The sequence below is a fragment of the Dermacoccus sp. Ellin185 genome (genome assembly GCF_000152185.1).
Classification (GTDB): domain Bacteria; phylum Actinomycetota; class Actinomycetes; order Actinomycetales; family Dermatophilaceae; genus Dermacoccus; species Dermacoccus nishinomiyaensis.
In genome coordinates, this window is sequence record NZ_AEIQ01000032.1 from 1 (window position 1) to 14192 (window position 14192).

Genomic DNA, 14192 nt, shown 5'->3' on the forward strand with positions numbered 1-14192 from the left:
GCGCTCCGCGACGCGCCGGCCGCGGCCGCCGTCAAGGGTGGGCTGCGCATCCGAAAGGTGCTCTCGCGCGCCGCGAAGGACGTCGCGCCCGACGCGGCGACGAGCCTGCGCACGATGGTCGCGGGCCTCGCCGTCCACCTCGATGAGCGCGAGCTGCGCCGCATCCGCGCGAGCCTGCTCAGCCACCACCAGCACAACAAGCTCGCCGGCAACCCCGCCGACGTCGTCGAGGCCCTCGCGGCCGCGGCGTGGCTGCAGGTGCGCGAGCACACGAACCTGGAGCGCCCCGAGTTCGTCGACCGCTTCGAGGATTCGCGCGACGTCGAGGCGTTCGTCACCGACTGGTGGCGCCCGATCGACCCGCGTCACGTGCTGCTGTGGCTCGGTGACGCCGACCGGCTCGCGCGCTATGCACGCGGTGTGCTGAGCATTGGTGAGCAGGCGGAACTCGTCGCGTCGATCGCCGTCGCGGTCGAGCGCGGCGAGTGGTCCGTGGCCGACGTTGCGCTCGTCGACGACCTGCTCGCCCGCCTCGCCGAGGTGCCCGAGGCCGCCCGCGAGGAGCGCGGTTTCTACGAGATCGAGGAGTTCGACAACCTCACCGACTACGGCGTCCACGAGGTCGAGGTGACCGGATCGCGCCGTCAGGGCGGCGAGGGCGGCTTCGAGGTGACACCCGCCGACGCCCGCGAGCGCCTGCTCGCCGGGCGCCTCACGCGCGCCGAGGAATACAGCCACGTCCTCGTCGACGAGGCGCAGGACCTGTCGCCGATGCAGTGGCGCGCCGTCGGTCGGCGCGGAAAGTTCGCGTCGTGGACGGTCGTCGGCGACCTCGCCCAGGCGTCATGGCCCGACCTCGACGAGGCCGCCGAGGCGCGCGACGAGGCCTTCGGGACGAAGAAGCGCCAGAGCTTCCACATGACGACGAACTACCGCAACGCGCGCGAGATCTTCGACTTCGCGGCCGACCTCATCCGACGCTACGTGCCCGACGCCGACATCCCCGAAGCCGTACGCGAGACCGGCATCCACCCCGTCTCGATCGACGTGAGCCGCGACGACGTCATCGCCCGCGCCCGCGAAGCCGTCAGCGACCTGCTCGAGCAGGTCGACGGCAGCGTCGCCGTCATCGCGCCCGCGGCGTGGCGGCAGGCGCTGGCTGAGCTCGACGGCGCAGCGGGCCGCGTCGTCGTCATCGACCCGATGTCGACGAAGGGCCTCGAGTACGACGCGACGCTCGTCGTCGACCCCGATGAGATCACCGCCGAGTCACCTGGCGGCGCGCGCGTTCTCTATGTTGTGCTGACTCGTGCGGCGCACCGCATGACTGTGCTCGACGTGCGCTGACGCGAGACACGAGTGACGACGGAGCGAGGACGACATGACCCACACCCCTGACGCCGCGCTGCCGGCGAGCGACGGCCCCGACGGCGGCGCGAGCGCGACCGCGGGCGACGGCGGTCTGCACGGCTCGGTCGCGGGCACGTCCGACGCGGTGCTGGGCGCGTACCGACGCAGCATCGACAACATCGACGCGGCGATCATCCACATGCTCGCCGAACGCTTCCGCATCACGCAGGCCGTCGGCGAGTACAAGGCGACGCACGAGCTTCCGCCCGCCGACCCGTCGCGCGAGGAGCGTCAGGTCGCCCGCTTGCGCAGCCTCGCCGCCGAATCGGGCCTCGACCCCGAGTTCAGCGAGAAGTTCCTCCGATTCGTCATCGACGAGGTCATCCACCACCACCTGCAGGCCGCGTCCGACGCGTCCTGACGTCGGCGGTTCGCGTGTGCGTCAGCCGAACAACGCCACCGTCTGACGACTGATGGCGACGAGGGCGCCGCTCGCGGGGTCGTAGATGCGCGCCCCCGAGTGGGCGTAGCCGTCGTGGGCGGCGTCCGTCGTGACGTCGTACCACCACGTCGTCGCCGGGTCGGACGAGACGGGCGCAGTGAACTCGAGCGTCCACGTCATCGTCGACATCGGGGCCGGCGAGTGCAGCATCTGCCCCGCTGCCGGCGGCCACGCGTCGATGAGCGTGACGAGGTGCGCGACGCCGAAGTCGTCGGTCAGCTCGCGGAATCGCATGTAGCCGGTGAGGTCACCGTCAGTAGCTGCGGAGAACGGCAGCACCCCGCTGGCCGGGCGCAGGTCGACGCGTGCGATGAACTCGGGCGTGAACGGCTCGATGTACGGAATGGCCTCGAGCATCTCGAACGCCGGGCGCGTGCCTGCGTCGAAGGTCGGATCGAGCGCCACCTTCGAGTCGCGTTGCGCACCGAACGTCAGCAGGGCGATGGCGCGGACGGTGCTCTCGCCGGAATCGTCCGGCTGCACGAGGCGCGCCTCGACCTGTGTCGCCGACTTGCCCTGCCGCAGCACCTCGACGCGCACCTCGGCCGGGCCGGCGGAGGCCGGTGCGACGAAGTTGACGGTGAGCGAACGCAGCGACGTCGGATCCGCGGCCAGCTCACCGAGCACGCGGGCGACGAGGACGCCTGCGACGACGCCACCGAACGTCGCCCGACCCTGCCCCCAGCCCGCCGGAATCGTGACGGCGTGCTGCCGCGCGGCGGCGGCGAGCAGGACGTCGATGTCGTGCCGGTTCTGTTCGCCCGGCGTGTTCGAGGTGGTGGTGTCGCTCATGACGCCATCGTAGGAGTCGATTGGCCTTGTGTGGGCTGAGTCATACCGGCGAGTAATCCAGGGGGTGGCGGGGCGTGGCCGGGCCCTTCCCACCCACGGCGCGCGCCTGCATCGGCCGGCGTCGAGCAGGGTGGCCACCAGGCCGACGTGGTGCGCTGCGGTCAGGTCAGTCGTTCGCCATGCGCCACCCTGCGGCGATGGCCTCGGCCGCGGAGCAGAACATGCGCTCCCCCTTGCTCGGCGTGATGACGGTCTTGTCGTACGTCGCCGAACCGGGCGCGTGCGCGATCTTGGCGCCCTTCGAGTTGATGTTGCCCTTGATCGCGCACGCTCCGCCGCTCGAGCCGGCACCGGCCGGCGACGATGGAGCGGCTGGCGCGACGGGCGTCGAGGGTGCCGGCGCAGCTGACGTCGACGCAGCAGCGCTCGAGCCTGCGTCATCCTGGTGAAAACCGTTGCACGGCGGGCCCCACGTGCCGCGGTGGGCGTTCTTCGCCTGGTTCTGTGCCGCGAGATATTCGAGGCGATGCTCGTACGGCCCGTCGTAGGTCTCCTCACGCCCGTAGCCGCCCTCGATCTGCGCGAGCGCGACGTTCGTCGTCCCGCCGACGAAGACGTGACGCAGCAGGCGGCCGTACTTGTCGCGATCGCCCTGCGACGAGTCCGCCGCGAGCTGCACCTGCTTGCTCTGCACGAGCGACTGCATGTGACTGCTCGCCTCCTTGCCGAAGCACTGCACGGGCGTGTTCGGCTTGCGCGTCTCGGGGGTGTCGAGGCCGATGATGCGGATCTTCTCGCGCTTTCCGTCGATACGGACGGCGATGGTGTCGCCGTCGATGACGCTGACGACGTCGTACGCCGCTCCCGGACCCGTCCCGGCGCCCTGCCCGTGCGTGTCGCCGCCCTTCGCGGAGCTCGACGTGGCGTCGGACGCCGGTTTCGTCGATGTCGAGCCACTGTCGGCAGGCGTGGGCCCTGACGCTGACGCGCGCGACGAGCCCGACGCCGAGGGCGCCGGCTGCGTGCCGTTCGACGAGGACGCCGTGGGCGACGCGCTCGTCGCCGAGTGCGATGCGTCCGACGAGGTGCCGCAGGCCGCGGTGCCCGCGAGGAGCGCAGCCGCGCCCAGGCTCGTCACGGCTCCGCGGATCGTCGTCATCGTCATCACGCGCGTCAGCGTAGACGTCGACACCGACAACGCGGCCCGATCGGGGCGCAGAAGCCCGTCACTCCGGCGTTGGCTGACCCGATCACCGGCCCCGCCCGGCTCGACGAATGTGGCCGAGAATCGCCGATGGGTACGGGGGGCGGCCGTCAGGGGGTGACGAGTTCGCGCAGGCGCTGCGGGCCGACGGCGAGCAGCAGCGTCGGAAGACGCGGGCCGGTCTCCTTGTCGATGAGCAGTGTGTAGAGCAGCTTGAAGAACTCGCGCTGGCTCGCGCCGAGGGCTGCGGCCGTCTTGGGGTCGGCCTTGCGGTCGGGTCGGAAGTCGGCACCCTTGCCGATCTGCACCTTCGGCACACCGTAGACCTGCGTCGTCAGCCCGTCGAGCGACCACGCGTCCTCGATGCGCGGCAGCCCCTGCTCGCCCGGTACGTCGAGGCCGTCGAGCAGGATGCGCAGGGCGGTCTTCTGCTCGTCGCTGGCGGCTGCGAGGGCGTCGGCGTTCTTCGTCTCCCGCACGACCGTGCGTTCGTCGTCGGGCATGTAGCGCGCGACCCAGTTCTCGACGTTCGTCAGGCGCGGGCGCAGCGCGTCGAGGCTCGACGGGGGGTTCGCCGGGTCGAGCGTGCCGACGATGCGCAGCGTCTGCGTCTCGTCACCCGTCGTGATGTCGCTGATGCTCGCGAGGGTGCGGTAGGCGACCGGGTACTCGGTCGCGGGCAGCACCTTCTCAGCCGTCGTCGACGCGCGCACGTAGGCGGCGACGTCACCGGGCTGGCCCTTGTCGGCGGCGACCTTCGCGACGAGCGCGTCCCACTCGTCGTACATGCGCTGCACGTCGGAGTCGAACGCGACGGTGAAGCTCTGGTTCGGCTTCTTGCGCGCGTAAAGCCAGCGCAGCAGGGCCGGTTCCATGATGCCGAGCGCGTCCTTCGGGGTCGGCACGCCACCCTTGCTCGAGCTCATCTTCGCCATGCCCTTGATGCCGACGAACGCGTACATCGGGCCGAGCGGGCGCTCCCACCCGAAGATCGGAGCGACGTCCTTGCCGACGACGAAGCTCGAACCGGGGCTCTGGTGATCGACGCCCGACGGCTCGAAGACGACCTTCTCGACCGACCAGCGCATCGGCCAGTCGATCTTCCACACGAGCTTGCCGTTGCGGTGCTCACGCAGGTCGACGGTCTCGGTGTGCCCGCAGCGGCACGTGTACGTGAGGTGGTGCGTGGCGTCGTCATAGGCGGTGACGGTGGTGAAGTCGGTGCCGCACGCCGAGCAGTACGGCTTGTACGGGTAGTAACCGGACGCGCTGCCGCCGTCGTCCTCGGCTGCTGCGCCGGAACCGGCCTCCGCCTCGGCGGCTGCCGCCTGCTCCTCCTCGGACAACACGGGCGCCTTCTTGCCGCCCTTGACGGGCTTGCCGCTGCCGGCGGCGTCGCCGTCAGGCTTCGGCAGGGTGCGGTAGCGCGCGAGGATGGCGTCGAGTTCGTCGCGCTTGCTCATCGCGAAGAGGATCTGATCCGTGTAGGCGCCCGCGCCGTACTGTTCGCTCTGGCTGATGCCTCGGTAGACGACTCCGAGCGCGGCGAGGCCCTCCTCGAACTGGGCGCGGAAGTGCTCGGCCCAGCTGCTCGCCGAACTGCCCTTCGGCGCGGGCACGCGCGTCAGCGGCATGCCGATGTACTGCTCGTACGAGGCGTCGACGCCCTCGACGTTCGGCACCTTGCGGTAGCGGTCGAAGTCGTCCCAGCTGATGATGTGCTCACACTCGATGCCGCGGCGACGGATCTCGTCGGCGACGAGGTGCGGCGTCATGACCTCGCGCAGGTTGCCCAGGTGCACCGGGCCCGAGGGGCTGATGCCGGAGGCGACAACGACCTTCGTGCCACGCTTCTCGGCTTCGGCGATCGTCTCGTCGGCAAGTCGCGAAACCCAGTCGGCGTCAGGAGGCAGCACAGTCGTCATGGCGCCATTTTAGGGGCGTGCACGCCGTGCTCGGAACCACGGACCGCGGCCGTCACGCCGCCGCGAATCGCGTGGGGTCGAATAGGTCGACGGCGTGCGGCGTGTGGCCACCGAGCGCGAGATCGGCGAGGATCTCGCCCACCACGGGGACGAACTTGAAGCCGTGCCCCGAGAAGCCGCACGCGACGACGACGTTGTCGTACGCGGGGTGCATGCCGATGACGAAGTGCTCGTCTGGTGTCGTCGAGTACATGCAGGCCTTGGCGTCCGACGCGGGCGAATGCGCCAGCGCCGGCAGGGTGAGCGCGAGGCGCTCGCGCATCCGTTCGTCCTCCCACGCCTCGACATCACGCGCGATCGTCTCGGGATCACACTCGGCCCCCATTCGGAAGAACGCCACCTTGGCGCCTCCATCCGGCCCGTCGATGGCCGGAAAGCCGTAGATCTGGGCCGCATCGGCCCGCTCGTGGATGTAGATCGGCCCCGCGGCGAAACTCGCGTACGCAGCACCGGTGGGGAACCAATGCATCACCTGTCGCTCGATCGTGATCGGCACCTCGAGTTCCTCGAGCAGACGGGGCGCCCAGGCGCCAGGGCACACGACGAGACGATCCCCGCGCAGCTCACCCTCCGATGTCCGCACCGTCACGCCCGAGGGATTGCTCGACCAGTCGAGCACCCGAACGCCGAAGCGTAGATCGGCACCCGCGGCGAAGGCACGGGCGAGGTGAGCACGCACGGTGTTCTCGGGCCGGGCGAAGCCCGCGGCGGCCTCGAAGAGCCCGACCTCGTGGTCGGCCGGGGTGAAGTGCGGAAAACGCCGGCGGATCTCGGCCGCATCGAGGACCTCATGGGGCAGGTCCCACTGCTGGGAGGCAAGCAGGCTGCCGGAGAACGTGAGCGAGTCGGGATCGCCTGCGTAAAGGCCGCCGGTGAGCGTCCGGACGGGCTCATCGGCCGAGGCCTCGAGGTCGTCCCACAGCTCGTAGGCGCGCAGGAGCAGCGGAACGTAGGCGGGATCCTCGAAGTAGGACTGCCGGATGATGCGCGAGCCGCCATGGCTCGAGCCCATGGCATGGGCGGGTTCGAACCGCTCGAGGCCGATGACCTGCGCACCGCGGCGCGCGAGATGTGCCGCGGCAGCCGACCCCATGCCGCCCAGACCGATGACGATGACCGTCTCCATGCCTATTCCTCTCAACCGAGTTGCCCCGACGCGTACGTCGCGGTCACGTGCCGCCAGCATGCCACTGTGGAACCGCCTGCAGGGTAAGCAGATGCCTAAGCAACCAAGACGTAACGTCGGGCCGGTTGACGTCACCTCCGCGTTACATCGATGACACGGCAGCCGACCTCAGGCACGTCAGTGTGGGAAGCAACCGAGTTGCTGAAACAGCATCACCGTGATGCTCTGCGCGAAAGGCACACCGATGGCCACTCCACCTGACACCATCTCCACCACCCTCCCGGGGTCCACCGCGATGCGTCGACGCGTCATCGCCGGCTCCTTCGTCGGCAATTTCGTCGAGTGGTTCGACTACGCGGTCTACGGCTACTTCGCACATGAGATATCGGGGGCCTTCTTCCCGAACGACACTCCTCGAACGGCCCTCGTGAAGACGTTCGCGCTGTTCGCGCTGTCGTTTCTCTGCCGCCCCATCGGAGGTGTCGTCTGGGGCCACATCGGCGACCGCATCGGGCGACGCTCGGCACTCGCCGCGTCGATCCTGCTCATGTCGGGCGCCTCCTTTCTCATCGCGCTCCTGCCCACGTATCACGCCGTCGGCATCCTCGCGCCCGTCCTCCTGCTCGTGCTGCGCCTCGTCCAGGGTTTCTCCGCTGCCGGCGAGTACGCCGGAGCGAGCGCATACCTGACGGAGTACGCCCCCGCATCACGGCGCGGCCTCACCGGTGCCGTGGTACCCGCTTCGACCGCGTCCGGCCTGCTCGTGGGGTCGCTCATCGCCGCGGGGATGAGCGCGTGGATGCCGGCGTCGGACCTCGCCTCCTGGGGATGGCGGCTGCCGTTCGCCCTGGCGCTGCCTCTCGGCCTCGTCGGATTGACGATCCGCCGTCGCCTCGACGACAGCCCCGAGTTCCTCGCTGCCCGTGAGAACACGCCGGCCTCCGAGGCCGCGCCGATCGCCCTCGTCCTGCGCGAGCGCCGCGCCCTCGTCGTCACTTTTGCCGCGGCCCTGCTCAACGCCGTTGGGTTCTACGTCGTCCTGTCCTACCTGCCCACCTACCTCAGCACCGAGCTCGACCTCGATCAGACTCTTTCGTTCGTCGCCGCCACGATCGCGCTCGGCTGCTACATCGCCCTCGTCCTCGGCGCCGGGGCACTGTCGGATCGCTACGGCCGCAAGCCGCTCATGTACGCAGCCAGCACCCTGTTCATCGTCGGCTCCGTCCCTGCCTTCGTCGCCCTCGGATCGGGCAGCTTCGCCGTCATCGTGCTCGTGCAGATCCTGCTCGGCGGGGTGCTCGCACTCAACGACGGAGTACTGCCCTCCTTCCTCGCCGAGCAGTTCACCACCCGAACGCGCTTCACCGGTTTCGCCCTGACGTTCAACCTCGCGAACGCGCTTTTCGGCGGCACCGCACCGATGATCGCGACGTGGCTCGTCGGCCGCACGCACTGGACCATCGCACCGGCCGTCTACCTCGTCGCGGTCGCCGTGGTCACGCTGGTCGCCGTCGCCTTTGCCCGGGAGACCGCCGGCAAGCCCCTCGCCCGCGATTGACACCCGCCCTCGCACGAACCCGATCTCACCTCTGACCCACCTGGAAGGAACCAACCATGACCACGAACACGACCTCCGGATCGCCCACGACTCCCCCGGTCGACGCCACAGCCCACGCCCTGGAGACGTTTCGCTCCGATCGCCTGCGCACGGTGCACAACGGCACCAAGGTCCCGCTGACGTTCTCCGCCGGCGAGTTCGAACGTCGGCTCGCGGGGCTGCGATCGACGATGACACAGCTTGGTGTGGACGCCGTCGTCCTCACCTCGATGCAGGCGATCAAGTACTACTCCGACTTCCTCTACACCTCGTTCGGTCGTGGTTACGCTCTGGTCGTCACGCACGAGACGAGCACGACCGTCTCGGCCGGGATCGATGCCGGGATGCCATGGCGACGCAGCCACGGGGATAACGTCGTCTACACCGACTGGGAACGCACCAACCCCGAACACGCCGTCGCCACCCTCCTGGAGACCGCACACGTCGCGCGCGGCGTCATCGGATTCGAGTACGACCACCTCACGCTCCATCGCCGAGATCAGTTCGCTGCCGCTCTGCCCGGGGCGCGCATGATCGACATCGGCCAGGCAGTCATGCGTCAGCGGATGATCAAGTCCGCCGAGGAGATCGCCCTCATCACCGAGGCTGCCCGCATCGCGGATCTCGGAGCGGCTGCGATCCGCGACGCGCTCGACGGCATGCCCGCCGGAGGTTCGAGCGAGTACGAGATCGCCCTGGCCGGCACCGAGGAGATGGTGCGTCGCATCGCGTCGTCCTTCCCGGACAGTGAGTTGCGGGACACGTGGGTGTGGTTCCAGTCGGGCCTCAACACCGACGGCGCCCACAACTGGCCCACGACCCGGCGCGTGCAGCCCGGCGACCTGCTCAGCCTCAACTGCTTCCCCATGGTTTCCGGGTACTACGTCGCCCTCGAACGGACGATGTTCTACGGCGAGCCTGACGACGCGACCCTGGCGCTGTGGGAATCGCTCGTGACGGTGCACGAACGCGGCCTGGAGCTCATCCGCCCCGGCGCACGATGCCGCGACATCGCCGACGAGCTGAACGGGTTGATGGCCGAACTCGGCATCCTGCCGCTGCGCACCTTCGGCTACGGCCACTCGTTCGGGGTGCTCTCCCACTACTACGGGCGCGAAGCGGGCCTCGAACTGCGCGAGGACATCGACACGGTGCTCGAACCGGGCATGGTCGTGAGCATGGAACCGATGATCACGGTGCTCGACGGCAACCCCGGTGCCGGCGGCTATCGTGAGCACGACATCCTCGTCATCACCGCAGACGGGGCGACCAACATCACCGGCTACCCCTACGGGCCCGCCCACAACATCGTGCCCGCGCGTCACTGACACGTGCGCCACTGCGACGTGGGGGCCGGTGAGGTGCGCGGACGGCCGGCCCCCACGCCATCACGCCGAGGAGGACCATGACGACCGAGAGCTCGGGCTTTCCCGCCCTGCGCAACGGGCTGGACGTGCTGCGCGCCTTCGATGCCGGCCACGACCGGCTCGGCGTCGTCGAGCTCGCCGAACGTACTGGCCTGCACAAGAGCACGGTCTCGCGCCTGCTCGTCGCCCTCGAGGACGAGGGCCTCGTGGAGCGGGACGAGCAGAGCCGCAAGTACTCCCTCGGGCTCGGCCTCGTCCTGCTCGCCGGGCCGCTGCTCGGATCGCTCGACGTTGGGCACGCCGCCCGTCGCCCCCTGCGCCATCTACGAGACGTCACGGGCGAGTCAGCCGCGCTCGTACGATGGACGGGCCAGGAGGCCGTCGTCATCGAACAGGTGGCGAGCCGGCACGACATCGCACACGTCACGCCGGTCGGTGCGCGCTACGCGACGGCATTGAGCGCATGCGTGCAGGTGTTCCTCGCGGACCAGCCGCCGACGCGCGTCGACGCGCGGATCACTGCGGGCACCATCGACCTGCCCGGGGCGGACGACGGGGCGCTCGAGGGGCTCCACGCCCTGCTCGAGGAGGGTCATGACACGGGCGTCTTCATCAACGATCGGCGAACGTCTGCCGACGTCATCGGCCTCGCAGCGCCGGTGCACGACCATCGCGGAGATCTCGCCGCCGCCGTCCTGCTCGCGGCGCCCGCCCATCGAGTCGGCGCGGACGGCATCGGCCTGCTCGCTCGCGCCACCCGCGAAGCTGCCGAGCAGACGTCACGAGCGCTGGGGTACGTCGCCTCTCCTCGCCCGGACGGGTCCGTGCACCTGCCCCCGCATGAGGGCGGGTAACTCATGGGTAGGCGGGTAAGGACCCGGCTATCTGTGAGTTACTCACCATCTTGGGGCCGGCTGCTCGTGCACCGACACGGACGCCGGGCTCGTCAGAGCTTCGCGAGCCACTTCTCGTGGGAACCGTCGAACGGTGCGACGCCGTCACGCACCATCGTCATGACGGTGTCGGCAGCCTCACGCGCCGCCGTCACGAGTCGCGGCGGGTAGCTCATCTCGCGGGCGTGCCGCTCGAACTCGTCCTCGTCGTCGATGCCGAGGTCACCGTTCGTGCGCTTGACGACGTCGAGGTCGAGGTCGAGCGTGAACGCCTCACCCTGGTTGACGGTCGTCGGCGTCGTGATGTCGACGTAGACGTCGATGTCATGGTCCTTGCCGCCCGGAGCGGTGTTGAAGGTGGCCACCCACCAGGCGTCGTCGGGAACGAGGACGACGAAGTCGCCGTGCGCTGCGAACTCGAGCCCGGGTCGTGCCACACGGGTGCCACCCGTCACCCCAAGCCACAGCCCCTGTGCGTCACGGCCGAGCACGACGGCGTCGAACCCCCAGTGCTCGTCACCGTTGTACTTGCCGAACTGCAGTCGGATCGCTTCCCTCGCCACACACCCAGCCTACCGGCGGCCCGCCGGCGCCAGGACGCACACGAACGCGCCGCAGGGGTCGACTCGTCAGCGAGTCGGCCCCTGCGGCGAGAGATGGGAGAGTCAGTCGTTCAACAGATCGTGGCGGACGATGACCTCGTCACGACCCGGGCCGACGCCGATGACGCTGACGCGCGCGCCGATCTGCTTCTCGACGAACTCGATGTAGCGCTGCGCGTTCTCGGGCAGGTCCTCGAACGTGCGGCAACCGGTGATGTCGGCGTTCCAACCCGGCAGCATCTCGTAGATCGGCTTCGCGTGGTGGAAGTCGGTCTGGTTCTCCGGCATCTCCTCGACGCGCTCGCCGTCGATGTCGTACGCGACGCAGACGGGGATCTCGTCGAAGGAGTCGAGGTTGTCGAGCTTCGTGACGACGAAGTCGGTGACGCCGTTGACGCGTGTCGCATAGCGCCCGATGACGGTGTCGAGCCAGCCGATGCGGCGCGGGCGCCCCGTCGTCGTGCCGAACTCGCCGCCGATCTCGCGCAGGCGGTCGCCGACCTCGTCGTGCAGCTCCGTCGGGAACGGGCCCTCGCCGACGCGCGTCGTGAACGCCTTGAGGATGGCGATGACGCGGTCGATGCGCGTCGGCGGGATGCCCGCACCGGTGCAGGCGCCCGCCGAGATCGCGTTCGAACTCGTCACGTACGGGTAGGTGCCGTGGTCGACGTCGAGCAGCGTCGCCTGACCGGCCTCGCACAGCACGACCTCGTCGGCGTCGAGCGCCTTGCTCAGCAGCAGCGACGTGTCCTTCACCATCGGGCGCAGCCGCTCGACGTACTGCAGCAGATCCTCGACGACCTCGTCGACCTCGATCGCGCGACGGTTGTACGTCTTCACCAGCAGCTGGTTCTTCGTCTCGAGCGCCGCCTCGACCTTCTGTCGCAGGATCGACTCGTCGAAAAGGTCCTGCACACGGATGCCGATGCGGTTCATCTTGTCGGCGTACGTCGGGCCGATGCCGCGCCCGGTCGTGCCGATCTTGCGGTTGCCGAGGAAGCGCTCGGAGACCTGGTCGATCACCTTGTTGTAGCGCGGGATGAGGTGCGCGTTCGAGGAGATGACGAGCTTGCTCGTGTCGAGACCACGCGCCTCGAGGGCGTCGATCTCCTCGAACAGCACGCCGAGGTCGACGACGACACCGTTCGCGATGACGGGCGTGACACCCGGCGTCAGGATGCCCGACGGCAACAGGTGCAGCGCGTACTTCTCACCGTCGATGACGACCGTGTGCCCGGCGTTGTTGCCGCCGTTGAACTTCACGACGTAGTCGATTCGGCTTCCGAGAAGGTCGGTGGCCTTGCCCTTGCCTTCGTCGCCCCACTGGGCGCCGACGAGAACGATTGCCGGCATCGGTATCAACTGCCTTTGCGTAGCTGGTGGGCTGACGCCGCTCCCCCGCCACGCTCGACCCCCGGCGCGCGGCGGCCTCGAGCGACGAACCGGGCGTCAACTCTTACCGCCCAAGGTTACCCGCTGGCGCGCATCCGTCGCGGTCGTCGTCAGCAGGCGAGCCGATGCGTCGCCCGCCGAGCACCACCGGACGCCCCTCATCGAGTGCCTGGTCAGCCCTCGAAGCCGGTGAGGCCACGTTCGGTGAGCTTCACCGCGAGCTGGAAGCGCGTCTCGACGCCGCACTCCTCCATGAGCGCCGCGACGCGGCGTCGCACCGTCCGCAGGCTGACGCCGAGCGCCCGCGCGATCGCCTCGTCCTTCAACCCGGCCTGCATGAGCTCGACGAGACGCTCCGACGTCGGTTCCGCGCCGTCGTCGACGCCGGAGGCCGCCGCCCACATCCGGTCGAACAACTCGACGAACGCGCGCACGACGACGGCGTCGCGCAGCACGACGTACCGCCCACCCTCGCCGCCCCAATCGGTGTTGGCGATGACGGCATCCGTTCCGTAGCAGACGAACTCGTTCGGGATGTGCGTCGCGAGGCGCTGCTCCTCGCCCAGGTTCGCCCACTCGACGACGTCGAGGCTGCGCGTGCTCGCGGCGTCGAACTCGTGCAGGCCACGCAGCAGGCGCCCGTCGGCGACGAGGCGCGCGAGCACCGGCTGCTCCCCGGCGCTGACGGCGAGTGCGTCGGTGTGCGTGAACCGGATCGGGCCCGAGGTCGATGCCGCCAGGTGCTCCATGACGTCACCGAGCCCGTCGATCTCGACGTACTCGCGACCCGCCTCGGCGGTGTCGGCCTGCTCCTGGCCTGCACGATGGTCGCCGGCGAAACCATCGATGGCGTCGCGCAGGCGGGCGAGGTCGCGACGTCGCTCGGCGTGGCGCGCCTCCTCGGCCGACAGGACGCGTTCGAGCCCGGCGCGCGGATGATCGGCGGAAGGGCGGCCGTCCTCGGTGATGCGCACGAGACGCAGCGCGCGCAACTGTTCAGCCGCTGCCTCGACGTCACCGACGGGCGTGTTGAGCCGCGAGGCGTACACACCGAACGGTCGCGCCTGGTCACGCAGCACCTGGCGGTAGAGCTGTTCGGCGAGGTCGTCGATGCCGAGGACGGCGAGAGGATTCACGCCGTCAGGCTAACGCGCCGTGGCCGCCAGATGACATGCGACGGGGGTGTGGCCCCTCCCGGCCACACCCCCGTCGCGCCCGCCCTGTTCCAGGCGGCGGACGACGCCCGACTCCCCGTTCGCTCATCCCCCAGAGATACCGGGCGCCGACAGCCGCGCCCCGAGAGGCACGACGATTCGACGCACCGGGTGCGAGCGCTCCCTGATCGGGCATCGTCACATCTGAGACGCGGCGATCAGGAGATC

11 protein-coding genes and 1 pseudogene are annotated in these 14192 nt (G+C 69.5%); 5 read left to right on the forward strand and 7 right to left on the reverse strand.

The annotated features are described in order from the left end of the window. A pseudogene (locus HMPREF0321_RS01480) lies at positions 1-1347 on the forward strand (ATP-binding domain-containing protein); the annotation flags it as partial. Positions 1348-1381: 34 nt separating this feature from the next. Beyond that, entirely contained in the window at positions 1382-1771 is a 390-nt protein-coding gene (locus tag HMPREF0321_RS16910; protein ID WP_006943679.1) for a chorismate mutase, read from the forward strand. 21 nt (positions 1772-1792) lie between these two features. Here HMPREF0321_RS16910 and HMPREF0321_RS01490 read toward each other — a convergent pair whose 3' ends face one another. The 4 genes from HMPREF0321_RS01490 to solA all read right to left on the reverse strand — a co-directional run bounded on the left by HMPREF0321_RS01490 (position 1793) and on the right by solA (position 6959). Further along, entirely contained in the window at positions 1793-2644 is an 852-nt protein-coding gene (locus HMPREF0321_RS01490) for an acyl-CoA thioesterase II (protein ID WP_006943642.1), read from the reverse strand. 166 nt (positions 2645-2810) lie between these two features. Continuing rightward, positions 2811-3809 carry a thermonuclease family protein gene (locus HMPREF0321_RS01495; protein ID WP_050786422.1) on the reverse strand — a complete coding sequence of 333 codons (999 nt, stop codon included), beginning with the start codon at positions 3807-3809 and terminating at the stop codon, positions 2811-2813. Positions 3810-3958: 149 nt separating this feature from the next. Then, positions 3959-5773 carry a lysine--tRNA ligase gene (gene lysS / locus HMPREF0321_RS01500; RefSeq protein WP_040014273.1) on the reverse strand — a complete coding sequence of 605 codons (1815 nt, stop codon included), beginning with the start codon at positions 5771-5773 and terminating at the stop codon, positions 3959-3961. Positions 5774-5825: 52 nt separating this feature from the next. Beyond that, complete coding sequence (solA, locus tag HMPREF0321_RS01505) at positions 5826-6959, reverse strand: N-methyl-L-tryptophan oxidase (RefSeq protein WP_006943656.1); 1134 nt, start codon at positions 6957-6959, stop codon at positions 5826-5828. A gap of 244 nt (positions 6960-7203) precedes the next feature. Here solA and HMPREF0321_RS01510 point away from each other — a divergent pair, with 244 nt between their 5' ends. From HMPREF0321_RS01510 to HMPREF0321_RS01520, 3 genes are all read left to right on the forward strand, one after another. After that, positions 7204-8517, forward strand: a complete 1314-nt coding sequence (locus HMPREF0321_RS01510) for an MFS transporter (protein ID WP_006943636.1) — start codon at positions 7204-7206, stop codon at positions 8515-8517. Between the two features lie 56 nt (positions 8518-8573). Further along, a complete protein-coding gene (locus HMPREF0321_RS01515) occupies positions 8574-9884 on the forward strand; it encodes an aminopeptidase P family protein (RefSeq protein WP_006943692.1) in 1311 nt (436 codons plus the stop codon). A 77-nt stretch (positions 9885-9961) separates the two neighbouring features. After that, a complete protein-coding gene (locus tag HMPREF0321_RS01520; protein WP_006943622.1) occupies positions 9962-10777 on the forward strand; it encodes an IclR family transcriptional regulator in 816 nt (271 codons plus the stop codon). 92 nt (positions 10778-10869) lie between these two features. Here the strand turns inward: HMPREF0321_RS01520 and HMPREF0321_RS01525 are convergent, their stop codons facing one another. From HMPREF0321_RS01525 to HMPREF0321_RS01535, 3 genes are all read right to left on the reverse strand, one after another. After that, entirely contained in the window at positions 10870-11379 is a 510-nt protein-coding gene (locus HMPREF0321_RS01525) for a DUF402 domain-containing protein (protein ID WP_006943696.1), read from the reverse strand. 102 nt (positions 11380-11481) lie between these two features. Further along, complete coding sequence (locus HMPREF0321_RS01530; RefSeq protein ID WP_006943627.1) at positions 11482-12771, reverse strand: adenylosuccinate synthase; 1290 nt, start codon at positions 12769-12771, stop codon at positions 11482-11484. A gap of 212 nt (positions 12772-12983) precedes the next feature. Then, the gene (locus tag HMPREF0321_RS01535) at positions 12984-13946 is read right to left on the reverse strand and encodes a response regulator transcription factor (protein ID WP_006943668.1); all 963 of its coding nucleotides are present in this window, start codon (positions 13944-13946) and stop codon (positions 12984-12986) included. Between the last annotated feature and the right edge of the window lie 246 nt (positions 13947-14192).

Excerpts from the sequence above, each read along its gene's own strand:
- HMPREF0321_RS01515 (WP_006943692.1), top strand. The coding sequence starts at position 8,574 with ATGACCACGAACACGACCTCCGGATCGCCCACGACTCCCCCGGTCGAC.
- HMPREF0321_RS01495 (WP_050786422.1), bottom strand. The coding sequence starts at position 3,809 with ATGACGATGACGACGATCCGCGGAGCCGTGACGAGCCTGGGCGCGGCT.
- HMPREF0321_RS01490 (WP_006943642.1), bottom strand. The coding sequence starts at position 2,644 with ATGAGCGACACCACCACCTCGAACACGCCGGGCGAACAGAACCGGCAC.
- HMPREF0321_RS01520 (WP_006943622.1), top strand. The coding sequence starts at position 9,962 with ATGACGACCGAGAGCTCGGGCTTTCCCGCCCTGCGCAACGGGCTGGAC.
- HMPREF0321_RS01510 (WP_006943636.1), top strand. The coding sequence starts at position 7,204 with ATGGCCACTCCACCTGACACCATCTCCACCACCCTCCCGGGGTCCACC.
- HMPREF0321_RS16910 (WP_006943679.1), top strand. The coding sequence starts at position 1,382 with ATGACCCACACCCCTGACGCCGCGCTGCCGGCGAGCGACGGCCCCGAC.
- solA (WP_006943656.1), bottom strand. The coding sequence starts at position 6,959 with ATGGAGACGGTCATCGTCATCGGTCTGGGCGGCATGGGGTCGGCTGCC.
- HMPREF0321_RS01530 (WP_006943627.1), bottom strand. The coding sequence starts at position 12,771 with ATGCCGGCAATCGTTCTCGTCGGCGCCCAGTGGGGCGACGAAGGCAAG.
- lysS (WP_040014273.1), bottom strand. The coding sequence starts at position 5,773 with ATGACGACTGTGCTGCCTCCTGACGCCGACTGGGTTTCGCGACTTGCC.